21 protein-coding genes are annotated in these 24,246 nt (G+C 44.0%); 12 read left to right on the top strand and 9 right to left on the bottom strand.

What is annotated here, in order from left to right; genetic code table 11:
- Positions 1–13: 13 nt before the first annotated feature.
- From MTR11_RS08895 to MTR11_RS08885, 3 genes are all read right to left on the bottom strand, one after another.
- Complete coding sequence (locus MTR11_RS08895) at positions 14–994, bottom strand: HlyD family secretion protein (RefSeq protein ID WP_243327331.1); 981 nt, start codon at positions 992–994, stop codon at positions 14–16.
- A 3-nt stretch (positions 995–997) separates the two neighbouring features.
- Positions 998–2,413, bottom strand: coding sequence for a TolC family protein (locus MTR11_RS08890; protein WP_176320626.1), 1,416 nt, complete (start codon positions 2,411–2,413; stop codon positions 998–1,000).
- Between the two features lie 130 nt (positions 2,414–2,543).
- Entirely contained in the window at positions 2,544–2,771 is a 228-nt protein-coding gene (locus tag MTR11_RS08885; RefSeq protein ID WP_005377125.1) for a hypothetical protein, read from the bottom strand.
- A gap of 477 nt (positions 2,772–3,248) precedes the next feature.
- On the opposite strand from MTR11_RS08885, the gene MTR11_RS08880 reads away from it, so the two are divergent.
- Both MTR11_RS08880 and MTR11_RS08875 read left to right on the top strand, forming a co-directional pair.
- A complete protein-coding gene (locus tag MTR11_RS08880; protein ID WP_243327330.1) occupies positions 3,249–4,868 on the top strand; it encodes a sensor histidine kinase in 1,620 nt (539 codons plus the stop codon).
- Entirely contained in the window at positions 4,865–5,551 is a 687-nt protein-coding gene (locus MTR11_RS08875; protein WP_243327329.1) for a response regulator, read from the top strand. Before MTR11_RS08880 ends, MTR11_RS08875 begins: the two co-directional genes overlap by 4 nt.
- Before the next feature lie 77 nt (positions 5,552–5,628).
- On the opposite strand, the gene MTR11_RS08870 is transcribed toward MTR11_RS08875, so the two are convergent.
- Complete coding sequence (locus tag MTR11_RS08870; RefSeq protein ID WP_243327328.1) at positions 5,629–7,764, bottom strand: TonB-dependent siderophore receptor; 2,136 nt, start codon at positions 7,762–7,764, stop codon at positions 5,629–5,631.
- A gap of 117 nt (positions 7,765–7,881) precedes the next feature.
- Entirely contained in the window at positions 7,882–8,814 is a 933-nt protein-coding gene (locus MTR11_RS08865; RefSeq protein WP_243327327.1) for an AraC family transcriptional regulator, read from the bottom strand.
- A 539-nt stretch (positions 8,815–9,353) separates the two neighbouring features.
- Between MTR11_RS08865 and zwf the strand changes: the two genes are divergently transcribed.
- From zwf to gnd, 3 genes are read left to right on the top strand one after another with little or no spacing between them, the layout of a single operon-like run.
- Positions 9,354–10,856 (top strand): glucose-6-phosphate dehydrogenase, encoded by a 1,503-nt coding sequence (gene zwf / locus MTR11_RS08860; protein ID WP_005397367.1) that lies wholly within the window; start codon positions 9,354–9,356, stop codon positions 10,854–10,856.
- Positions 10,853–11,569: a 6-phosphogluconolactonase gene (gene pgl, locus MTR11_RS08855; RefSeq protein ID WP_005397368.1), complete on the top strand. Its 717-nt coding sequence runs from the start codon at positions 10,853–10,855 to the stop codon at positions 11,567–11,569. Before zwf ends, pgl begins: the two co-directional genes overlap by 4 nt.
- Before the next feature lie 37 nt (positions 11,570–11,606).
- The gene (gene gnd, locus MTR11_RS08850; RefSeq protein WP_005397369.1) at positions 11,607–13,055 is read left to right on the top strand and encodes a decarboxylating NADP(+)-dependent phosphogluconate dehydrogenase; all 1,449 of its coding nucleotides are present in this window, start codon (positions 11,607–11,609) and stop codon (positions 13,053–13,055) included.
- Positions 13,056–13,140: 85 nt separating this feature from the next.
- Here gnd and MTR11_RS08845 read toward each other — a convergent pair whose 3' ends face one another.
- Positions 13,141–13,344, bottom strand: a complete 204-nt coding sequence (locus MTR11_RS08845; protein ID WP_005397371.1) for a hypothetical protein — start codon at positions 13,342–13,344, stop codon at positions 13,141–13,143.
- 575 nt (positions 13,345–13,919) lie between these two features.
- On the opposite strand from MTR11_RS08845, the gene MTR11_RS08840 reads away from it, so the two are divergent.
- Positions 13,920–14,057, top strand: coding sequence for a hypothetical protein (locus tag MTR11_RS08840; protein ID WP_012841759.1), 138 nt, complete (start codon positions 13,920–13,922; stop codon positions 14,055–14,057).
- Positions 14,058–14,117: 60 nt separating this feature from the next.
- Here the strand turns inward: MTR11_RS08840 and MTR11_RS08835 are convergent, their stop codons facing one another.
- Positions 14,118–15,878 carry a sigma-54-dependent Fis family transcriptional regulator gene (locus tag MTR11_RS08835; RefSeq protein WP_243327326.1) on the bottom strand — a complete coding sequence of 587 codons (1,761 nt, stop codon included), beginning with the start codon at positions 15,876–15,878 and terminating at the stop codon, positions 14,118–14,120.
- Positions 15,879–16,117: 239 nt separating this feature from the next.
- On the opposite strand from MTR11_RS08835, the gene MTR11_RS08830 reads away from it, so the two are divergent.
- Positions 16,118–17,638 carry an aldehyde dehydrogenase family protein gene (locus tag MTR11_RS08830; RefSeq protein ID WP_243327325.1) on the top strand — a complete coding sequence of 507 codons (1,521 nt, stop codon included), beginning with the start codon at positions 16,118–16,120 and terminating at the stop codon, positions 17,636–17,638.
- Positions 17,639–17,772: 134 nt separating this feature from the next.
- On the opposite strand, the gene exsE2 is transcribed toward MTR11_RS08830, so the two are convergent.
- Together exsE2 and exsC are read right to left on the bottom strand one after the other, a co-directional pair.
- Positions 17,773–18,078, bottom strand: coding sequence for a T3SS regulon translocated regulator ExsE2 (exsE2, locus tag MTR11_RS08825; RefSeq protein WP_005397379.1), 306 nt, complete (start codon positions 18,076–18,078; stop codon positions 17,773–17,775).
- An 8-nt stretch (positions 18,079–18,086) separates the two neighbouring features.
- Entirely contained in the window at positions 18,087–18,533 is a 447-nt protein-coding gene (gene exsC / locus MTR11_RS08820) for a type III secretion system regulatory chaperone ExsC (protein WP_005397386.1), read from the bottom strand.
- 387 nt (positions 18,534–18,920) lie between these two features.
- Here exsC and MTR11_RS08815 point away from each other — a divergent pair, with 387 nt between their 5' ends.
- From MTR11_RS08815 to sctC, 5 genes are all read left to right on the top strand, one after another.
- On the top strand, positions 18,921–19,328 hold the full coding sequence (locus MTR11_RS08815) for a YscW family type III secretion system pilotin (protein ID WP_243327324.1): 408 nt from the start codon (positions 18,921–18,923) through the stop codon (positions 19,326–19,328).
- A 614-nt stretch (positions 19,329–19,942) separates the two neighbouring features.
- The gene (locus MTR11_RS08810) at positions 19,943–20,803 is read left to right on the top strand and encodes a helix-turn-helix transcriptional regulator (RefSeq protein WP_006741517.1); all 861 of its coding nucleotides are present in this window, start codon (positions 19,943–19,945) and stop codon (positions 20,801–20,803) included.
- 148 nt (positions 20,804–20,951) lie between these two features.
- Positions 20,952–21,932 carry a T3SS regulon anti-activator ExsD domain-containing protein gene (locus MTR11_RS08805; protein WP_006741518.1) on the top strand — a complete coding sequence of 327 codons (981 nt, stop codon included), beginning with the start codon at positions 20,952–20,954 and terminating at the stop codon, positions 21,930–21,932.
- A gap of 12 nt (positions 21,933–21,944) precedes the next feature.
- Positions 21,945–22,373 carry a YscB family type III secretion system chaperone gene (locus tag MTR11_RS08800; protein WP_012841763.1) on the top strand — a complete coding sequence of 143 codons (429 nt, stop codon included), beginning with the start codon at positions 21,945–21,947 and terminating at the stop codon, positions 22,371–22,373.
- The gene (gene sctC / locus MTR11_RS08795; protein WP_264762567.1) at positions 22,370–24,244 is read left to right on the top strand and encodes a type III secretion system outer membrane ring subunit SctC; all 1,875 of its coding nucleotides are present in this window, start codon (positions 22,370–22,372) and stop codon (positions 24,242–24,244) included. The genes MTR11_RS08800 and sctC overlap by 4 nt, the downstream gene beginning before the upstream one ends.
- Positions 24,245–24,246 lie beyond the last annotated feature (2 nt).

Raw genomic sequence — 24,246 nt, 5'->3', positions numbered from 1 at the left:
CTAGTGGTTGTGATTAAAGTTCAACGACAACACTCATTCCCATACGCAGTTCAGGTTCGGGTTGAGCTGGACGAGCTTCTACTTCAAAGGTACGAAGATCAAAACCTTGAGAAGCATCGGTTGCTCTCCACGTTGCAAAGTCACCCATAACGGCAACATGCGTTACTTTGAACTCAACATTTTTATTTAAGGCAGGCAAATAGGCATCAAAGGTTGCTCCTTTTTTAAAGTGTTGAAGGTAATCTTCACGCACATTAATTGTCGCCCAGGCATCTTCTGTATCTATCACAGTAACAACCGGGAAGCCCTGAGGTGCTAATTCACCACTTTGAAGTAGAACTTGAGAGACTTCGCCGTCAAACCAGCTGTAGATCTGAGTATCTTTCGCATACGCTTCTACTTCGGCTACCGCACCCGATGCCATGCGCGCTTTTTCCGCCGCAGCTACTTTGGTTTCACTTCTAGCACCTTCTTTTGCCATTTCATACATTTGAAACGCGGCACTTTCTGTGTATTTCGCTGCTTGCCACTGAGTTAAAGCTTCATCGCGCTTTTGTTCTGCAACCACGCCATCGTTATAAAGGTTATTCACACGATTGTAGGTTTTTTCCATTAAATTCGCAGCGGCTTTGGCTTTCATCCACTGATCTTTTGCTGCTTGGATTTGTTGCTCGCGTGCGCCTTTCTCAGCTTCTTGAGCTAAGGCGTCCGCCGCTTTTTCACCTGCTTTTGCTTGTTCTAACTTCGCTTCAATTTCAGGACTATGAAGGGTAAAAATAAGCTGGCCTTTCTCTACATCGTTGCCTTTACGGACCATGACCTCATCAATACGCCCTGGAACTTTTGAGGAAATGCTGTATTGCTGGGCTTCAATCAATCCCTGTAAGCGGATCGGTTCTGGCTGATAGGCTTGGTAAAATTGATAGCCAACCCAAGAGGCAACACCCAGAGCACAAAGTGAGAGTAAAACGGGTTTTAGTGATTTAGCTGCCATGATTTATTTCACCTCTTTGGATGTTGAAGCAGGGATATAAGCGGTATTTTGATATTGTTCGAAGCTGTTCATTTCACTGCTCAATGCGAGTAGCTTGGTTAAAGATATTAAATAGCGGAAACGCGCCGCTGAACGTTGTGTTTCTATACTAGCGACATAAAGCTGTGCATCCACAACATCCAGAGAAGACGACAGACCCTGAGTAAATGCTTTTTCACGCAAGCGCAGGTTTTCGTTAGCGAGTTCAATGCTAGATGCGAGCCCTTGTACTTCATCAATGGCTTGCTGAGCCTCCAAGTATGTCTTTTGTACTAGCAGCGATAAATCTTGTTTGGCTTGGGACTTTAATGAGTCGACCTGTGAGACGACGCTTTGAGCGGCTTTGACTTTTTCGCTTCGCCCTGATGATTCAATCAGTGGAATGCTGACACCAACACCAACTAACCAGTCAGGCTTCATTTGGCTTGCGAGAGAATCGTCTTCATACAAGCTGTAGTCGCCGTAAAGGTAAACTTCAGGATAGTATTTCCCTTTTTCTGCTTTGATTAAGCTAGAGGCTTGTTTGTGTTTAGCGCTCAGAAGGTCTAACCCCGGATAGGTAAGCAACGTTTGATCGACAAAAGCGGTAAGAGGGGGAAGACTGTCGTTGATAAACAAAGATTCCGCGGGCTCTACGGCGTCATCTTGTGCAAGTAATTTACCTAATGCTGCTTGAGCGATACTCAAATCGCTGGCGGCTTTACGTGTTTCTACTGATGCTTTATCTAGAGAAGCCTCGGCTTGCAGGCGCTCAACGTGTGCGATTTGTCCTTGCTCTTCAAGCTTAATGGCAAAATCTCTATGCTTTTTTAGTCCAGCTTCAACCGCTTGCCGCGTTGCGAGTACTTCCTTTGCCAGCACGACAGAAAAGTAGTACTTCGATAAATCTTCAAAACGCGCTTGTTGTTCCATTAGAAGCTGACTTTTCGCCTCATCCGTTTTGCCTTCTGCTGCTGATTGAGCCGCAGAAATTCGACCACCAGTAAAAATTGGCCAAATCGCACGAATAGACGAAGAGAAAATATCGCGCTCGGTTATGGTCGAAGTGGTATTAGCTAAGGCACCAAAAATAGGCTGAAAAGCAGGAGGTACGTTAATGTGTGCTCCTGTGCTGTCTAGGATCTGTTTTCCTGAAAGCGTGATATCGGTATCTAAACGCGTGTAATTCGCGCCAATGGTAACTTGAGGTAAGTTGAGATTGCTGGTGGCACTCTCTTGGTATTGGTAGTTCTCGACGTTTGAGCGTTGAGCTTTAAGAGAATAGTTGTTTTCTAGCAATAGCTGCCATGCGGTATCAAAAGTGATCGGTGCCGCATGACAGGCAAGGGAAATCGAGCTGCTAAGTAAGCCCAGTATCCAAAACTTTCCTGTTTTTTTCATAATGGCTGCTTTGTCGTAGAGTATAAGCTCTAATATAAAGGATTCGTAACTTGGTGTTAAGTAGGAGGGGAAATTGGATAGTAGTATGCGCCCAGTTATGTTTGTGCTGGGCGCGAGAGATGTTACAAGTTTACTTCGTATATGGACAGTGAAACTCTGCTCTCCACTCAAGCTGACGAGAACCTCGCATCGTATTCAATAGGTCTTTTCCACTCATTTGAGGGAACGATAACAGGACCTTGAGATCAGAAGTACCGCCTCCGTTTTTTTCATAAGCCCTGACGTGTGTAAACGTTGAATACATATTCTCTGACAGCATGGCCTTATTCAGGCATATTCCAAAGGTATCGCGTTCCATGTTTGGTGTTCCTTCTAACTATAAATGCACCTCTGTTTATAGTTTTCCAGTTTTCAGATGGTGTCTAAGTGTTTGTCATAGAGTCAGTATTTGTGTTTTGTTTTATTTGTGTCCAAATCACTGACATCAATGTTGAGCTTTTAATAGACTTCCAGCTTCACTGCTTTCTAACCGAAACTCTCAATGGTTTCGTTGATTAAAAATTATACGTTGGAAAGTCTAAAAACGCCTCAAAAACCGCTAAAATCGATGTGATCACGATCATGTTTTAAAGGGCAATTTATGTATGGAATTGAGTATCAGAGAGGAATGCTGAATTTGGTCAATGGTTGTAATTTTATGTTTCAGCTCGTCGATTAATTAACCGTAAACTCTGAGGTTTGCTTGCCTTCCTCACAGATTTATCACCGCAACAAAGCCATGCTGTTAACTGAGTGTTAACGTAATCGCTTGGGAGTGAATCATAAGGATGTATTAATGAGTTGGAAAACGATCAGCTTTCGTAAGCGGATGCTCATTATTATGACGCTATCGGGGTTGATAGAGCTTCTATTGCTTGTCGCTGCAGGATTCACTTATCTCAAAATCAATCAAGAGCAAGAAATGGGAGAAAAAGCACTGGGTGTTGCCCGTTTTTTAGCAGACTCCGCCATTGTTCGCGAAATGGTCGCAACCCAAAATCCCCAGCCATACCAACTTCGCTTCCGAGAATTAACCGAAGCCATCGGTGCTGCATTCATCGTTATTGGCGACCACGAGGGAGTGCGCTTAATCCACCCCGTTGATGAGCGGTTGGGTAAGCCAATGAGAGGTGGCGACAATCGTCGAGCGCTAGAGCAGGGATTGTCTTATGTTTCGACGGCACAGGGCTCGTTAGGTTATTCAGTTCGTGGTAAAGCTGCGATTTTTGACGAGCAAGGGAACATCATTGGTGTGGTTTCGGTTGGCTATTTGCTCGACCGGCTGCAAGACCGCATCGAGCCATTTTTGGCTTTTTTGATCTTCATGGTCATCGTAGTTGTTGTCGCTAATGCCATCGTATCCAATTATGCGTCGAGAAAGTTTCAGCGCGCCATTTTGGGGTTCGAGCCTGAAGAGATAGGGCGGTTGTACGGCGAATTAGAAGTGACGATGAGTACCATTAAAGAGGGTGTGTTAAGTATTGATGCCCAAGGGATACTTCGCTCGATCAATCGTAGCGCCTGTCAGATTCTCGGTATTGATAGAGAGGCAGCTCTTAATAAACCGTTGACTGAGACGTTACGCGATAGTGACTTATATACGGTGCTAGAAACCGGACAGGAAGATCATGATATTGAGATATTCCTTAATCATAAACGTCTGATCGCAAACCGTTCGCCAATTTATGTGGATGGAAAAATAGTGGGGGCAGTATCGAGTTTCCGTTTAAGGGATGAAATCAACGACCTAACCGAGCAGTTATCACAAACCAAAGAATATGCAGATTTATTACGTTCGCAAACCCATGAGCATCGAAATAAGCTAAACACCATTAGCGGGTTAGTTCAGATGGGTGAGCTGGATGCGGTGCAAAAGTTAATTGGGCAAGAAACCGCACACTATCAAGCGATGATCGAATTTTTAAGAGACACCGTTAAAGACCCGTTAATTGCTGGTATGTTGCTTGGAAAAACTGAACGTGCTCGCGAGTTAGGCTTACAGCTGGTGGTTGAAGAAGGCAGCCGTTTGGAGCCTCTGCCTGAGTGGCTAAATTCGGAAGACCTTGTCACCATTCTGGGCAACTTAATTGATAACGCTTTTGACGCAACATTAACCTCGATTCGTGATGAATCGAATGTCGCATCGGATCGCAGAAATATCGATGTGTCAGTGAGCGATTACGGAAATGAAGTGATACTTGAGGTGATAGATCAAGGCTGTGGTTTACCAAGCGATATAGAGCCGCAGGCGCTATTTAAAAAAGGGGTGTCGACGAAATCTCGTCAAAATCGGGGGGTAGGATTGCATCTAGTCAACCAGCTGGCTACTCGATATCACGGCCATGTTGAGATGATGCCCAACACAAATTATGGAACAAGAATAACGGTGTATTTACCCAAGGAAGAACAATTATGAGTATGGCGACTCGCGTAATGATCATTGAAGATGATCTTGCTATTGCTGAGCTGCACCACAAATACTTAAGCCAATTGGCAGGTTTGGAAGTGGTCGGCATTGCGACCACGAGAATGGAAGCGGAAATGCAACTCGATATTCTTAAGCCAGACCTCTTGTTGATGGATGTATACCTTCCTGATGGAACAGGGCTTGAGATACTCAATACATTACGTGCGAACAACCAAACGTGTGATGTCATTTTGATTACCGCGGCAAGGGATGTCGATACGCTACAACAGGCAATGAGAGGGGGTGTCGTTGATTACCTACTCAAACCAGTGATGTTTCCACGCTTAGATGCCGCACTGAAAAAGTATGTGTCCCAACGCCAACAACTAGACATCGCAGAGAGTTTGGATCAGAACCTCGTTGATAAAATGCTGCAGTCTCACGCCAATCAAGACAACTTGCCGAACCGATTACCGAAAGGGATTGATGGTGTAACCTTAGATAAGATCAGAGAGTTGTTCCCAAATGATAGTGTGCTGACCGCTGATGAGGCAGGCGAAAAGATTGGTGCGAGCCGAACAACGGCAAGGCGCTATTTGGAGTATCTGATCAGCACTGGTGAACTAGAGGCTGATTTAAACTATGGGTCGGTAGGTAGGCCGGAAAGGTGCTATAAGAAAGTGATACGGTAACGTAGATTTTGATGCTAAATACGAAATGAAAGCGATGGCTTGTTTTAAACAAACCATCGCTTTTTCGCGCTGAGGAGTTAGAAATTATATTCTAATTTCGCTTCAATAGAGCGCTCAGCGCCAAACCAACAGTTATTTTTGTCGTAACAAGAATAGTATTCTTTATCGAATAGATTGCTTGCAGAAAGGGTGACGCTAGCCCCTTTCATTGATTCAGATACTGTTGAAAAATCGTAACTTGCTGCCAAATCAAACAAGGTGTAGTCCGGTACTTTTTGACTATTCTGTGCATCAATTTGTGCTTCTCCGACATAGCGAACGCCAGCACTGGTACGAAGGCCTGAAAGATTTCCTTCAAAGAAGTAATTGGCCCATAGAGAGGCCGTTTGCTCAGGCACCCAAACCGGCGTTTTACCTTCTTGGTTGTAATAACTGTCTTCGGTAATCTCCATATCTGTATACGTGTAGCCTAGAGTGAAATCAGCTTGTGCTGTGGCTTGCCACTTTGCCTCTAGTTCAACACCCTGTGATACCACTTCGCCCGCTTGATAGTTCGGTGCATAAGGATTATTCGGATCGGTCAAGATCGCGTTTTTCTTCGTAATATGGAAGAACGCTAAATTACCCGAAATATCGCCAGACAATGGCGCGTATTTAAAACCGAGTTCCCACTGATGCCCGGTTGATGGTTCAAACGCTTTGCCTGTGGCATCTGCACCCGCAATTGGCTCAAAACTCTCGGAGTAAGTAAGGTATGGGGATAAGCCGAAGTCGAGCTCATACAAACCGCCGACTCGGAAAGATACGTTGGTGTCGTCTAACTCTTCCTTGCTGTTGGATATTGTTCCTAGATAATCGCTCACGGCGTCCGTATTTGAATCGTATTTATCCCAACGAAGACCTGCAATCATTACAAGTTGGTCGTAACGAACTTGATCTTGCAAATAAACGCCAATTTGCTTCGTTTTGATATCTAAGTTTTGTTTGTATTGGAAATTCAGTGCATTACGATCAATGCTGTTGTGGTCAGGATTGAAGATGTCCTGAGTTAGCGAATACCCAAGCGTATCTTTGTATTTTACATCCGAATCTAGATACTGATAATCAAGTCCGAACAATAAGTTATGTTCAAAATTTCCTGTTTTAACGTAGCCAGATAGTTGGTTGTCAATCACAAAGGATTTGGACTTTTCATCGGTTAAATAGGCATTTCGACCAACGGTACGGTTATCCGCCTCAAGTGCGCCGTTATATGTGTTTTCCTGATAGGCATTGGCGGTCATGTAGCGGGCATTCTGTAGAAATTGCCAATTGTTGTTAAAGTCGTGTTGGACTTTGTAACCCATCATCAGAACTTCGCGTTCGTAAGTGTTCCAGTCCTCATCCCCCAAATAAGTGCTTGGTGACATCGAGCCAAGTGGGTTGTCAATCACTGAGCCAGACGCTGGCACGGTCGTGTAGATACCTGCTGATGGATCATTTTGATAGTAAACATTCACGTTGACTAAGGTGCTTTCTGTCGCTTGCCAATTGAAAGATGGAGCGAGGACATAACGTTCGTCTTCCGAAGTATCGGCTTGACCATCTCGCTGTTTTGCGAGGCCGATAATACGGTAATCAACATTAGAATCACCAATTTGTCCTGTGGTGTCGAACGTCAGTTCTTTTAGGCTGTTAGTCCCAGTACTAATCGAGACAGAGTGCGAAGGTGTTGACTGAGGCGCCTTGGCGATAATATTGACCATACCTCCTGGTGGAATATTGCCGTAAAGAACAGACGTTGGCCCTTTAAAAACCTCGATTTGTTCAAGGGCAACGGAATCGACCTGAGGTTGAAGGTTCCAACCATTGTAAAGTAAAGGCAGACCATCATAAAAGTTGGTGTAGTTGATAAAACCACGAATATTGAATAGGTCAAGGCGAGAAACGGCACCGCCACGCAGCTCTGTATTTACGCCAGGCGCGTAACGCAATGCTTCGCTCACCGAGTTTACGCCGCGCAGGTCCATGTCATCTTTAGTGATTACCGTGATCGCTTGCGGCGTTTCTTCCGGTTCTAAAACGGTTTTAGTTGCGGTGTTTCGGTATGTTTCGCCAAGTACTGTGATAGTTTCGTGCTGAGAAGTGCTCTCAGTGGCACTGGCGTGACCAGCAATAAGCGCGGATACCACGACTGCAACCGCAGAACGATGAAATCGATTCGGACTTTCCATATTTATTAATTCCACTACTTTTATTTGTTGATAATGATTGTTGTTTGCATTCTATAGCGAAAGAAATAGGAAAAGTTAACAATTTGGTGCAAAGCCAGAACCTAAGTGCTTAGGCTTCTATCTAATAGGCGTGGCTTCGTTCGGTTTGACAGGTATCCAGTAATGCATTTGGGCATTCTCGCTCTCAACATCATAGTCTTCTGGATAAACTTCTAACTCGTAGCCATCAATACCGTGATAATTGGAATAGGGGAGCCAGTGCAAAATGAACCACTCAAGCGTCGCCGCTAGATTTGATGCTTTACCTATGTGCGTAATCACTGCGTAGGTTTGCTTAGGAACAACCAGAAGATCTGGTTCTTGCGTAGAGCCTTTGGATATTGAAGTTCTTGACGCTGAGTTGTACTCATAACCAGCCCAATACTCGAGTTGCTGGTTGTTTGAATACGCTTTTGTTACGTCAATCACACCAAGATAGTTTCTTTCCAGATGAGTATGTTTTTCAGATGAATAGAGCTGTGACCATAATGAGGGCACTTTGGATTGGAAGTTGGGCGTTGCGGAAAACAATCCATAAATAGGTTCATGATAACCAGCAAGCACAAAAGCAGGTTTTGTTTCTATTCGAACTTCGATAAAGCACTTATGTCTATTTTCGTCTTCTGGTGTATCGCGCAATGTTAAAGGTTGCCTCAAGCCCGTTAGTTGCTGAGCTTTACGATAATCTCGAGGGCTCTTTGAAAACATATTTTTGAACGCTCGACTGAATGCATGTTCAGAAGCAAACCCCATTTCTATCGCAATATCTAACGAGCGATCTGATGTATGGATTAAGCGTTCAGCCGCAAGGCTTAGTTTAAGCTCTCTAATATAGTGAGCGACGGACACGCCAGTGTGTTGCTGGAAAACGCGTTGCAGTTGCCAACGTGACCAGCAGCTTGCTTTCGAGATTTCATCCACGCTAAGTGCGATATCTAGATTGTTGTGAATGTAATCAAGCACAGAGTGTATTCGGTTTATCGGGTGCAGATTCTTTGTGCTTGGTTTCATGACATTCTACTTTCGCATTAATAGTATCCTCATTATCTTTAATTGAGTATCATTATCAATAGAGTGAGAGGATAAAATTCAGGCCACATAGATCACAATAAAATTGTAATGGATTGCAAGGGTGGATAAGGATTGTCCATATTAGAGTTTTTGCTTAATTTTTGTCTTACGTTAGTGCAACTTTTTTTATCCATAAAATACAAATATTTATGATGTTTTGTGCAACTTATTTAAACGTTTGCACTGGCAAGTGTTGATGTAAATCAAATAGTCGTAGACAATACTGCACCGTGTCGGACTCTCCTCCAGCGAGTACAGTGTGTACTTTTGAGACATAAGTGACCTAAATGACCTTAATACGTCGTGTTTCCAACAGATTTGGGAGTGCTACTTCTTGAGGTTCTTTGGGCCTATAGACTTTACCTATCAACGTAATAGGTAAGACCAATTTTCTATTTTGAGGTGCCATTGATAGGGTTGGCTCATCCTTTAGCCGTATCCGGGCACACAATAAGTACCTCGTTTTTAAGGGAAAGATGATGGTAATACCAGAAAACAGCAGCATCGTTATTTTTGGTGCTTCAGGTGACCTTACATATCGTAAGCTCATTCCTGCTTTATACCACCTCTATGCGAACAAGCAGCTTCCAGAAAATTTTGCCATTCTGGGTGTAAGTCGCACTGAATACAGTGATGAGTCTTACCGCGCGAAGCTGAAAAAATCGCTTCAGGAAATGGAAAAGACTGAGCCAGAAACGCTTGATGCATTTATTAACCATCTGCACTACCAAGCTATCAATACTTCTGACACACAAGATTACAGTAAGCTATCTTCTCGTTTAGACCAACTTGCTGACGAATATCGTTTCGATCAGCGCAATACGCTTTTCTACTTAGCAACCCCACCAAGTTTATACAGTGTGATTCCTGCAAGTCTTGCAGCACACGGCCTAAACAAAGAAGAAGATGGTTGGAAACGCCTAATTATTGAGAAACCATTCGGTTATGACCTTGAATCAGCGCGTATTCTGGATAAAGAAATTCACGAGCACTTCCAAGAGCATCAAATCTACCGAATTGACCATTACTTAGGTAAAGAGACGGTACAAAACCTTCTTGTACTTCGTTTCTCAAACGCGATGTTTGAGCCGCTTTGGAACCGTAACTTCATTGATTATGTTGAAATCACGGGCGCAGAATTCCTCGGCGTAGAGGAGCGTGGTGGTTACTACGACAACTCGGGTGCCGTGCGCGATATGTTCCAAAACCACCTGCTACAAGTATTGGCGATGGTGGGTATGGAGCCACCAGCACAGATCAATGCAGATTCGATGCGTGATGAAGTCGTTAAAGTACTCCAGTGTTTAAAACCTTTGGACGAAAACGCTCTGCGTAACGATCTAGTATTAGGTCAATACACCGCTTCTGAAGTTCGTGGACAAAGTCTACGTGGCTACCGTGAAGAGCCGGGGGTTGCAGATGATTCTCGTACCGAAACTTACATCGGTTTGAAAGCATACATTAACAACTGGCGTTGGAATGGCGTGCCATTCTACGTGCGTACTGGTAAGCGTCTTCCAACACGCGTTACTGAAGTGGTTATCCACTTTAAACAAACACCGCACCCAGTGTTTGGTCAAAACGCACCAGAAAACAAGCTGATCATTCGCATTCAGCCAGACGAAGGCATTCAAATGAGCTTTGGCTTGAAAGAGCCAGGCGCAGGTTTTGAAGCGAAAGAAGTGAAAATGAACTTCCATTACGCTGACCTACAAGAAACGCAAATGCTAACTGCGTATGAGCGTCTTCTACTTGATGCTTTGAATGGTGATGCTACGCTATTTGCACGTAGTGATGCGGTGGAAGCGTGTTGGCAGTACGTACAGCCAATTTTAGATTTTAAACAAGATCCACAATCCCTCTTCGGGTACGCATGCGGCACATGGGGTCCTAAAGAGTCAGACGACCTGCTACAGCGTGATGGTCGCGCTTGGCGCTTCCCATGTAAAAACTTAACAGATACGGATTACTGTGAACTATGATCAACCATAAGATCTACCAAACAGCAGAGCAGGTAGTTGAAAGCCTAGCTAACGACATGAAAGCGTTCAGCGAAATGGGCCGACCTGTTCACATCTCTCTTTCTGGCGGCAGCACTCCTAAAATGCTGTTCAAACTGTTGGCTTCAGAGGCTTACGCAACCTCTATTCAGTGGCAAAATCTCCACTTCTGGTGGGGTGACGAACGTTGTGTCGCACCTGACGATGCGGAAAGCAACTACGGAGAAGCGAACGCGCTACTGTTTAGCCAAGTAAACATTCCAACAGAAAACATCCACCGTATACGCGGTGAAGATGACCCTAAAGTGGAAGCGGAACGCTTTGCCAAAGAGATGTCAGAGGTGATTCCGACTGAAAACGGAACCCCTGTGTTTGACTGGATCTTATTAGGTGTTGGTGCAGATGGTCACACAGCTTCTCTGTTCCCTGGCCAAACCAATTATGATGATGCGAATCTATCTCTTGTGGCGTCTCATCCTGAGTCAGGCCAGCTTCGTGTGTCAAAAACGGCACGCGTTTTAGAAGCAGCAAAACGCATCAGTTACTTAGTGCTGGGTGCAGGAAAAGCGGACATCGTTGAAGAGATCAACAGTTCACCTGCACACGCACTGCCATACCCAGCGGCTAAGATTCAAGCGAAATCTGGCCTGACGGAATGGTATTTAGATTTGGACGCAGCAGCAAAAATTGCTTAAACGCTGCTCGTCAATGAAACAAAATTGGAGAGAAACAATGAAAGGTGATATCGGTGTAATTGGCCTAGCGGTAATGGGTCAAAACCTTATCCTAAACATGAACGACCACGGTTTTAAAGTGGTAGCTCACAACCGTACTGCTGCCAAAGTAGACGAGTTTCTGGAAGGACCAGCGAAAGGCACGAACATCATCGGTGCATACTCTCTAGAAGAACTAGTAGAGAAGCTAGAAACGCCACGTAAAGTGATGCTAATGGTTCGCGCAGGTGATGTGGTAGACAAATTCATCGACGCGCTAGTCCCTCTACTAGACAAAGGCGACATCATCATCGATGGTGGTAACACAAACTACCCAGATACAAACCGTCGTGTTGCTGCACTACGCGAAAAAGGCATCCACTTCATCGGTACTGGCGTATCTGGTGGTGAAGAAGGTGCACGTTTTGGCCCATCTATCATGCCTGGCGGCGCTCCAGAAGCTTGGGAAGCGGTTAAGCCAATCTTCCAAGGTATCTCTGCAAAAACTGATGCAGGTGAGCCTTGTTGTGACTGGGTTGGTAACGACGGTGCGGGCCACTTCGTTAAGATGGTACACAATGGCATCGAATACGGTGACATGCAGCTAATCACAGAAGCTTACCAGTTCATGAAAGACGGTCTTGGTATGTCTGCAGACGAGATGCAAGCGGTATTCGCTGAGTGGAACAACACTGAGCTAAACAGCTACCTTGTTGAAATTACGGCTGACATCCTTGGCTACAAAGACGAAGACGGTGAGCCTCTAGTTGAGAAAATCCTAGACACTGCTGGCCAAAAAGGTACAGGTAAATGGACGGGTATCAACGCTCTAGACCTAGGTATTCCTCTAACGCTAATCTCTGAGTCTGTATTCTCTCGCTGTCTATCTGCATTGAAAGATCAACGTGTTGAAGCTGAGAAACTGTTCGGTAAGACAATCACACCAGTTGAAGGTGATAAGCAAGAGTGGGTTGACGCACTACGTCAAGCGCTTCTAGCGTCTAAAATCATCTCTTACGCTCAAGGCTTCATGCTAATGCGCGAAGCGTCGAACGAAAATGGCTGGGATCTAAACTACGGTAACGTTGCTCTTATGTGGCGTGGTGGTTGTATCATCCGTTCTGCGTTCCTAGGCAACATCCGTGATGCATACGAAGCGAATCCAGAACTAGCATTCCTAGGCTCTGATGATTACTTCAAAGGTATCCTACAAAACAGCCTAGTAGCATGGCGTAAAGTGGCGGCTAAGTCTCTAGAAGCAGGCATCCCAATGCCATGTACGACTTCTGCACTAACGTTCTTAGACGGTTACACAACAGCTCGTCTACCTGCGAACCTACTGCAAGCTCAACGTGACTACTTCGGTGCTCACACTTACGAGCGTATCGACCGTGAGCGTGGTGAATTCTTCCACACTAACTGGACTGGTACAGGCGGTGACACAGCGTCTACAACTTACGACGTGTAATCCGCAGTCAGTAAACGGATAAAAGCAAAAGGGTGCCCAATTGGCATCCTTTTTTGTGTCTGGCTTTATGAAACTCAAAGAGCGCCTAGGCGCTCTTTTCAGTGGTCGTTTTCTTGTTTTGATAAAACCTGTCTTTGAGGTAGAGAATTGCGCTGACCACAAGAGCTACTACAGAAACAGTAAATAGGGCATACATGCTGAGAATCCATGCGAATGTAGCCGTCAAAAACGCAATGAAGGAAAACATTCTGCTGAAAGACATCACATGGCCAAGTTTGCTACTTTTCATAAACGCCTCCCAAAGCGGAGTGGGGATAGACAAGTGTGGTCATATACCACACTTTGATTGTCTGTTCTTTTTGGGCGTTTCACACAAAAAAGCGGCTAAAGATTTCTCAAAAAAGGTGAAATATTGAACTGGTAGACAAATCCATAAACGGCTTTACAAATATATGAATGCATTTGTCTATCACTTCAAAGTTTTTGCTGTGCGGATTAAGGCCTTTTAACGCTATTATTGCAGCCTTCGAGTTTACTAGGCGTAATTTCAAGTCAATAATTCCGGGAAGCTCATCCTCATTATCAGTCACGATGAAAATCACTTTTCTTTGTTTAACAGTACTTTATTGAATATGTGTGATTGCATCAGGTTTGAGAATGAAACTAAGGTTGCAAGAAAGGCGAAAAAGAGTGCTAGGTAAGCCTTTGAACTACGCCTATAATTAGCGCCCACATGGAGGATGTTTAATAAATGAACATCCTCTATTTTTTGAAACCAGCAACAAGGATCCAGTAAAACGTGTTTTTCTGGTGTTGTTTACGTTGACCAAGAAGGTGATTAACACAACAAATTGAGGTTCTAAGATGATTCTTAACAAGTACTTTGTTTTCATTCCGGCAGAATTGGATCAGGAAATACACAAGGACAACCAAGTGATCTCTGAGAAGGAAACTCAACGTCAGGCATTAGTAAAACAGGCGCAACAACAAGGTGGCCTGTAAGCTAGGTTTCAAATAGAAAGAGCACCGCAAAGGTGCTCTTTTTGTATCTGAGATTATGGATTAACCCAATATGCCGAGGCTTTTCAGCTTTCTATAAATCGTATTTCGACTGACGCCAAGCATACGAGATGTTTTGCTGATGTTCCCCTGATTGGCTTGATATGTTTTGAGCAGTTTGTCTTCGACGGTTGCACGCAGTTCTAAGGTGGGTTCGGCAGTGGTTGTTACGTCTGGAGCCTGGCTGAGCTTCTTACTCAGGTGAGTCGGTACGTGAGTGAGCTCTAACGTTTCTTCACCTTGCGCCATTAACGCGGATACTTTGATTAAACTATCGAGTTCACGCAAGTTTCCTGGCCAAGAGTAAGAAAGCAGCAGAGAAAGTAGGTGAGGACAGAGTTGTTGTTCAGATTCAGCGTGACGTCGATGAATATTCTCGATCAGTTGTTGCTTATCATCTCGCTCTTCGAAGCGAGGCAATTCGATGATCAAACCATTGAGGCGATAGTATAAATCTTGACGGAACAATCCTTCGCTAACCAAGTTCTCGATATCTTTATGTGTGGCCGCAATGATTTGCGTATCGACTTGAACACTTTGGTTTGAACCCACAGGAAGCACGGTTTTATCTTGCAATACATGCAGCAAGCGGCTTTGAGCTTCCAAGGGTAAATCTGCGATTTCATCCAGAAATAAAATCCCCTTGTGCGCTTGGCGAATTTTTCCCTGATAGCCTTTGCTGTTTGCGCCAGTAAATGCACCAGCCACGTAGCCAAACAATTCGGACTCAACCAAATCTTTTGGTAGTGCGCCGCAGTTTACGGAAACCAACGGCCCCGTTTTTCTCTGGCTGTTTTTATGTAGCGCTTTCACAAACTCATTTTTACCAACTCCAGTCTCTCCGAGAATCAGTAAACTGATGTCTTTATCGATAACGCGATTGGCTTGTTGCCAGCAATGCTCGACAGTGGAATCACCATAATGCAGATCATTGGAAGCGGTAACAGAACGAGACTTCACTTTTTTGTCGGTCAGCGGCTTTGTTTTGAACACGAAAGGGTGCTCGTCACTTTGGATAGAAAGAATGTCGTCGAGCGATAGCCCGATGACGTTTTGTTGAGCAAGGAGCTGAGAAGCAACTTGGTTGTGCGCAAGAATCTGTCCATCTTCATTGGCGATGATAATCCCTTGCCACCCACTGTTCAGTAAGCCTTTCTCACACGCCAAATCCACACGAATATGCCCTTGTGGAATCAAGTTAAGCAATTGATTTTCAACTTGCTGGACCATGTTTTGTACCAGCACTTGCGTTGAGAAGTCATGTTTCTTTTGTTCGCTGGTGATATCTAGCACGCCAATCAAATGACCAAGATGATCGAAAATAGGATTGGCCGAGCAGCTAATAAAACGATGATGTTGGATGAAGTGTTGATCGCCGATGACTGAGACCGGTTTTGCTTCAACTATCGTAGTCCCAATCGCGTTGGTGCCTTTGACCTTTTCTTGCCAGCACGCACCAGAGCTTAGCGCAATTTCGGTCAACTTCTCGCGGAACTTAGGTTGTCCCCAACTGCCGATGATGACGCCGTCGGCATCCGTCAGAATTAAGCGGCTGTCACTATGAGCAAAAAGCTGATTGAACAGCGGGAGAGCAAACTGGGTGACGGTTTCCAATAAGAAGTTGAGTTGGTGACGCCTATCTTGAAGTGTCGCTGGTGTCACTCGAATATCTTCAGGGCGTCGACGCTGTTTTAAACCCGCCTGTTCACTTCGGATCCATGAAGTTGAAAGCCAATTGTTATCGCTAATGTGTTGAAGTTCCATGACTGTACCATTTTGTCACAGTGAGGGTGTGCCATTTTGGAACACTTGAACATTGGTGTTCACACCATACATCCGCTCAAACATCGCTCACTTGGTTTGTTATCGCTTGGTAATCATAGTTTTACATTTAATTAACAACAAGTGTGGTGTAGTTGGCGTGTGACTTGCGTAATGCTCTTTGTGAACAGTGCGATACGACACTGCAATAACACATTGAACGAGAAACAAAAGGAAGAGTTATGATCTATGCACAGCCAGGTAGTGAAAATGCCATTGTTAGCTTTAAATCGCATTACGATAACTTTATCGGTGGGGAATGGGTAAAACCAACGGATGGTGAGTATTTTGACAATATCTCACCAATCAACGGACAAGCGTATTGTAAAGTTGCTCGTTCTGGCGAGGCTGATATCAACTTAGCATTGGATGCGGCACACAACATCAGAACTAAATGGGCAAAAACCAGTGTGACTGAACGCTCGAACATCTTGCTGAAAATTGCTGATCGTATTGAGCAGCATTTAGAAGAGTTGGCAGTTGCCGAAACTTGGGAAAACGGCAAACCAGTTCGCGAAACCTTAGCTGCAGACTTACCGCTGGTCGTGGATCATTTCCGTTACTTTGCTGGCTGTATTCGCTCACAAGAAGGCAGTGCGGCGGAGCTGGATGAGCACACCGCAAGCTACCACTTCCCGGAGCCGATTGGCGTTGTTGGTCAAATTATTCCATGGAACTTCCCAATGTTGATGGCGGCTTGGAAGCTGGCACCGGCACTTGCGGCAGGTTGTTGTGTGGTATTGAAGCCAGCAGAACAAACGCCAACGTCGATTCTGGTTCTTATGGAAAAGATCGGTGATCTACTGCCACCGGGCGTCATTAACGTTGTTAATGGTTTTGGTTCAGAAGCGGGCCAAGCGCTCGCAACCAGCAACCGCATTGCGAAGTTAGCGTTTACCGGTTCAACACAAGTTGGCAATCACATTCTAAAATGTGCGGCGGACAACTTGATCCCTTCGACTGTTGAGTTGGGTGGTAAATCTCCAAACATCTACTTCTCAGATATTTTTGACTATGAAGATGAGTATCTCGACAAGTGTATTGAAGGTACGTTACTTGGTTTCTTCAACCAAGGCGAAGTTTGTACCTGTCCATCTCGCGTGCTGGTTCATGAAGCGATTTACGATAAGTTCGTAGAGAAATTGACGGAACGTGCGCAGTTAATCAAGCAAGGTAACCCGCTCGATACCGATACTCAAGTTGGTGCTCAGGCTTCTCAAGAACAGTTTGATAAGATTTTAAGTTACCTGGAAATCGGCCGTGAAGAAGGTGCAAAAGTGGTCTTTGGTGGTGGTGTCTCTGAGCAGCCAGAGTCAATCAATCAGGGTTACTACATTCAGCCAACGATGTTGGAAGGCCACAATAAGATGCGTATTTTCCAAGAAGAAATCTTTGGCCCCGTCATTGCCATCACTAAGTTTAAAGATGAAGCGGAAGCATTAGAAATCGCGAACGACACCGAATATGGCTTAGGCGCAGGCGTTTGGACTCGTGATGCGAACGTCGCATATCGTATGGGCCGTAATATCGAAGCTGGTCGAATTTGGATTAACTGCTACCACGCTTACCCTGCACACGCTGCGTTCGGTGGCTATAAAAAGTCAGGTATTGGACGTGAAACACATAAGATGATGCTGGATCACTACCAAAATACGAAAAACCTATTGATTAGCTACAGTGTTGATCCACTAGGCTTCTTCTAAATTGAAGTAGTTAACAAAGAAAAAGCAGTACTAACCAAAACCCCGAGCCTTCGGGGTTTTTTATTGCATGGGCTTGCGGGTGGGAGGGGGTATATACGTGAAATTTATATTTTGAACCCATTTATATTGCGTGATCAGGAACGTTGAATTACGGTCACTTTTCGTTCAAGTAGTTTTTCGACCGCGGTGTTTTGCTTTTCAAGACTAAACTGCTGATCAAAATCCAAGACGCGATTACAAGACTCAAGACTCGCAAACTGGTTTAAACATTCGCTAAGTTCTCTTTTAGAGCTCATTCGAGCCAAACTGCTTTCTGATGAAGAGAGTAGGGTCACTTTGCGGCCATGAAACGTTCCTTGTGGCAGAGCATCACTTTGCTGTGCTTGCTTTACTTCATGAACCGGTAAGTTAGTGTATTTAGATTGGATGTCGTTGGACATAGAGACACCTAAACTCTTAAGTCTAAAGTTTGTGGCATCGGAGCTACCTCAGCAGTGGCGACATGAGCAGACAATAACGACTCCCACGACTCACTTTGCGTCAACAATTCCGCCAAAGCTGTTTCAAAATACTCATAATCCAGTCGCTTAATGTTAATGAGTCGGTTTAAACAGAGTACATGTCGATGATTATCTAAACTAAAGAATAATTGATGCTCAGGCCAGTGATAATTAAAGGCTAGGAAAGAACGATAGAGATCGGAATTAACGATTTGAAGACCAACAATCTCAGCTTCGAGCTGGAGGGTTGTCGATTCAGGATGAAAGATGATATGCACTCTTAGATTATCATCAAACGCTAAGCTTACTTCATTTTCCGTTAGATGCAGTGCAGGCAAGCCTATTTGATGAGCAAACTTTAGCAAAATCTCATCGATAGTTTGGCGTGCTGACATAGGAATAGTCCCTTTTGAAATTTTATCAAGGAAAATATTAGATGTATCTCTTCGTGTTTATCAATATTGGTCGGTTGTTATTATATTTTGGTTTTTAATTTCGGTGAGCTAAATAGAACAGCGATAACAAATGTGCTCTGATGCATATTGTGGTGCTTCTTAGATATTTAAATATCTTTGTTCTCTAATATACCCGCCTAATTGAAAGTGTATTAAGGTGCAGTCACGATGAGTTAAATTAAATCTAATGTTAAATATGTGTTGTTGAAGAATGCGATTTATTGTCCGCTTGTAGTATAAATATAAGTTGATCTTTTATATTTTTACATAAAGAATTGTGTGAAATTAAAATGAACTAAGTCTATAAAATAAGTTTATGGTGTCATAATGAACAATTCTATGTGGGCTGGTTTTGTCGGACTATTCCTACTAAGTGGGTGTAGTCAATCTGTGCCGATTGTAAGGGAAGGTAGCTTTGACACAAAGAGTCAGGCGACACTCTATGGTTGGGTTTCTGTCGATGGATACTTTCCACCTTCGATTACGTCTCTTGATGTGGAGATATGCAAAATGATTGAAAATCAGTGTCTTAGGTCTGCATCGCAGCACTACCAAGGCGTTCAATTACCCGTACAGTATTCATTTTTAATTGCACCGATTCAAGCTGGTGACGGAAACATGAAGATAATTGGAAAGCTATACTCGAATGGGGAACTTGTAGCGGAAAAAGAAAAGAACTATTTATTTTCAGTGGAGGGAAAGCAGGAAAATTTGATGCTCGTGCCAAAAAAATAACCAGATGAAAAGTAATCGGTTACATTTAATTAGACCTTACTAAATTATTAAAAATAAAGATTTGCACTTTCCTGTTGTGAAAGTTTTGTTGTTTTTTACAAACATTAATCACATGGTTTAAGTCATCGGGTCAGTTGTTTTTTAGACTTATACTTGTTGCAAAAATAGCATTCTTTATGATTATATCTCGCTCCTTGAACACGTTGGCTTGGCGTTTTAGGCTATAAAACATACAATTTTAAGATTTTGGAAATTTCAGTTTGTTCGATAAACGATACCATAATCTATTTAATTTTATTCTAATGTATAACAAAAATCCTAAACTTTAATAACGAAAGGATATTTAAGTTTTGGCTAATAATAAACGCTATCTGATAAAAATAATAAAGACGGACAGCAGAGTTTACTAAGATAAACTTTTACCTTTAGGTAAGGGTAATGCTTAGGATATTCGCTAATTATTCGGGGGGTATGGTAAGTGATATGAACTTCTATGCTCTTTTCTTTGCTTCTTTAATTGAATAGCAGTACTTAGAAATAACAACAATCAAAGTATTGCTTTGAAAGTTTCTCAACACTCGTACTGAGAAACTCAAAATAATGAAGGGTAGAAAATGGATGTGTCAGGCCAACTAAACACAGAAAAGGTCGGCTCGAGCTCGCGAAAAATTCGTAGTTTTTCCCGCTATGAAAAATCTGACGAAGTATTTCACTCAGACCAATCTCACATTGTTGTCGTTCACAATGGTCAGCTTCGAGTTCAAACAGGTGATTGCACAATCGATGTCGCGGCAGAAAACGGGGTGTTTCTATCCCAAGGGGATTACTTATTCGAGTATTCGCCCTTAGACGGGGCATACAAAGCGTCGATTATAACCTACGACAATGAACTCGTTAGCCAGCTATTACAGAAGCACAGTGATCTTTTGATGATGCTGCCCAAGGTAGATAAAGTTTGTTCTGGCTTGTTTACTTTTGGTTTGAACATACTCGTAGAGCAAGTGCTTTCCAGCATGCAGACGCTTGAGCAACAGGCGTATCCAGATGCGATCATGTGCCTAAAATATGAAGAGTTACTCATTCTTTTGCTGCACGGCAAAGGGGGAGAATCACTCTATGCGTTGCTGTCACAACAAACGAACCGAACATCGGAACGGTTACGTCGATTTATGGAACAACACTACCTCAAAGAGTGGAAGTTGACTGACTATGCGCAAGAGTTTGGTGCTAGCTTAACGACTTTTAAAGAGCTATTTAATGAGCACTATGGCATTTCTCCAAGAGCTTGGATCAGTGAGCGCCGATTGTTGCACGCTCATAAACTCCTGTTGACGAGCAAGATGAGCATCGTGGATGTGGCGATGGAGGCTGGGTTTTCTAGTCAGTCTTACTTTACGCAGAGTTACCGCCGTCGTTTTGGAACGACGCCAAGCCGTGTACGTTCGGGAGACGATCAAGTAGCTATCGCGAAATGAAATGACTTGGGACTAAAATTTTCTGACTAATTTTGAAAGTCACTCATCAGCGTAAATTCTATTATGCGTCATGTAACAACGAACGATTAAAAATTATTACACCTCTTTCTTTCTGGATCGTTCGAGAGGGGTGCGGAGACGAACATAAATGAAAAAGCAGCATTGGCGACGCCGTTCGCTTTTTCCAGACAGCATTGTGACACAAAGGAAAGTGACTGTTTTGCAGAGAGGAGCTCGATATGAAAGTGCTTCTAGATCAACGCAGGATTTCAATGTTGTGCACGTCAATCACCGACAATTGTTGAGTGAAGGCGTCATTAATTATGAACAGTTATCTTTACTTCAGCGCTTGTTGGATAGAAGCGTCGTCGATAGCCTGTGCGCAAGCCAGTTGGTGAAAACGTATCAAAAGCTCGGTGCGTCGCTTGACCGATTCGCCATGCGTTTATTTTTGGAAATTGGGTCGCAGCTCAGTGATAGCCGCACACTCGTGACCTTTGAACAAAGACTGGAATACATCAACGCGCGTCTTGGTTTTCGCTTCAATTTAGCGGTGCCAAAAACGTTGATGCTTTGTTTTCATTTATCGCTAAACGAGTGGATTAACCGTCAAGTTGATCAAAGCGCTTTGCATGCCTCCATTAAAGTGGAACAGCTTATCAATCAGCTCGATATTCAAAAGGAATATTGGTCGAAACTATCGGGAGAGGACACCAGTGCGGTGTTTGTACAACAGCAACTCGATTTAATTGAGCGCCAACAACACCAGTTGAAAGATCAACTCGGGACGTTGAGTGAACAACAGATGCAAGTGATTGAATGTCATCGTTCGTTAATTGAGAAGTGGCAACCGTCCTTAGACGAGCTTAAAGGGTTCGCAGAGTACACTTCTACGACTGCTCAGTTTATCTCTGAGTGGAAAAAGTGGTGTTCGGAAGTTCGACTTGAGGCTCCTGAGCTGAACGAAGTCTGGGATGCATGCGATGTGGTTTACAACGACCAAAATGCGGTTGCGAAAGTATGGCAGTGGTTCAAGAGCATGCAAATTGTTGGCGACATCGATCACTACTATTTTGACACTCAAAGCGGCCAGTGCGGCCAGGCTTGCAATCACCTCAGCCAGATTTAAATAGGGCGTTAAATGTTAGATAAGATGATGAAGTCTTTAGCGGAAACGCTAAAGGTAGGGGATTTTATTGCCTCAGAAAATGGCTCTTACAACATCGAGGTTGATCAGTTGTCACTGACCATCAAACAACACGCATCATGGTTTTTATGGGAAGCGGCTTTACCCTTCCAGTTTAAAGAGCATCTAGATTATCAACAAGAACAAGCGTTACAACGTTGCATGCAGCTCTCATTAAAAACCATCCGTGAAGATGGCTGCGTACTAACAGCGAATGATGATCAGCAGCTGATTTTGCAAAGCAAAGTGAGGATCGAGGACTGTTCGATTGAGCTGTTCTCTTCTTTGCTTTCTAAGCACGTTAATCTATGTGAGCGTTATATGGCATTATTGGAGCACGAGCGCGTGAACCACACGATTAATCATAATGTGTGGTTGCCATGATGCGAAAAGTCTTTCCGAACATCAGACGTGCTGCCACAAAGATACTGTTGTGTGCTGTGAGCTTTGCTCCGTTGGGGTTCGCACAAGCAACAGACTTACACTGGCCCGAACAACCATTCCGATACTATGCAGATAACGACTCATTAAAAGAGTTGTTGAATAACTTTGGCGCAAACTATCGCGTTTCGGTTTCTGTGAGTGACAAAGTTAATGATCGAGTGAGTGGACGTTTTACTCCTGATGACCCGGCTGAGTTCCTCGACTACTTATCGCAAGTCTATAACTTGATGTGGTATTTCGATGGTGCCGTCTTACATGTCTATAAGGCGACAGAAACGCGCTCACGTTTACTCCAATTAGAATTATTGACCGCCAGAGAGCTACGAAGCACGTTAATTTCCACTGGAGTGTGGGATTCGCGCTATGGGTGGAGAGCCGCTGAAAGTAAAGGGTTGGTTTATCTTGCAGGTCCTCCACGTTATGTCGACTTAGTTGTACAAACGGCCGAAGCATTAGAAACGCGCCTGCAGCAGAAATCGAATTCAACCGACGAGTTATTCGTTGAAATAATTCCTTTGAAGTACGCTTCTGCAACGGATAGAGAAATTGCATATCGAGATCAGACCATTACGGTTCCGGGTATCGCCTCGGTTTTAAAGCGAGTCGTGTCTGGTGTTCAAACTCAAGTCACGAGCGCGTCGAGTAAAGAAGTTACCAGTTCAGATAAGCCTGTAAAAAGCAATAAAACCGCCTCAGTTCATGGCGGAGCAACGGTTGAAGCAGAGCCGGGCCTTAATGCGATTATTGTTCGTGATACTCAAGCGCGATTACCGCTCTATCGCAAACTGGTCGCTCAATTGGACCAACCGCAATCAAGAATTGAAGTTGCATTATCGATTGTCGACATCAGTGCCAACGATTTAAGTCAGTTAGGCGTGGATTGGCGAGCGGGAGTATCTGTCGGAAATAATCGAATTGTTGATATCAAAACAACAGGGGATGTGAGTTCGGGGGATGTGACTCTTGGCAGCGGACAAAATTTTAAGTCTTTGCTTGATTCAACCAATCTGAATTACCTGTTGGCTCAAATCCGTTTATTGGAATCTCAAGGCAGTGCTCAAGTGGTTTCAAGACCAACACTGTTAACCCAAGAAAATGTCGAAGCGGTACTGAACAACAGCAGCACGTTTTACGTCAAGCTGGTTGGTAAAGAGACCGCAGCACTGGAAGAGGTCACGTATGGCACGTTACTGAAAATTGTCCCGCGTATCGTTGGTGACAGGTTTGCTGCCCGACCAGAAATCAATCTGAGCCTTCATCTCGAAGACGGGGCAAAGATTACCGATGGTGGTGTCGACGACCTTCCTTCCGTTCGAAAAACTGAAATCAGTACCTTGGCGACGGTGAAGCAAGGACAGAGCTTGCTCATCGGTGGTGTTTATCGAGATGAAGTGAGTCATCAGTTACGTAAAGTACCACTGTTGGGAGACATCCCATATTTAGGTGCGTTGTTTAGAAGCAATACCAACACTAAACGCCGCACGGTGCGCATGTTTATTCTAGAACCGCGAATCGTTGTGGATGGTATTGGCGATAGTGTGTTGATTGGTAATGAGTACGATCTGCGACCAAGCATTGGCAAGCTCAACAACATTTCCAACAACAGTGCTGAATTTAAATCGGTCGTCGAAGTGTATAGCTGCACATCAAAGACTCAAGCAGAGCGCTATCAGCAAGACTTATTGTCACAGCAACAGTCGTCTCAATTGACGCAGTGCCAATTGCCGACAGGGCAAAAGGGTTGGCGTGTAAAAGTATTGGAATGTGATGACTCACAAAGTGAGTGTGTGCGTCCATCAGAGGAGCCTTAACC

The organism is Vibrio sp. CCB-PB317, from assembly GCF_022808245.1.
In the GTDB taxonomy this organism is placed as follows: domain Bacteria; phylum Pseudomonadota; class Gammaproteobacteria; order Enterobacterales; family Vibrionaceae; genus Vibrio; species Vibrio diabolicus.
Note: the sequence above shows the minus strand (reverse complement) of the source record. Positions and strands in the feature narration are given on the sequence as shown.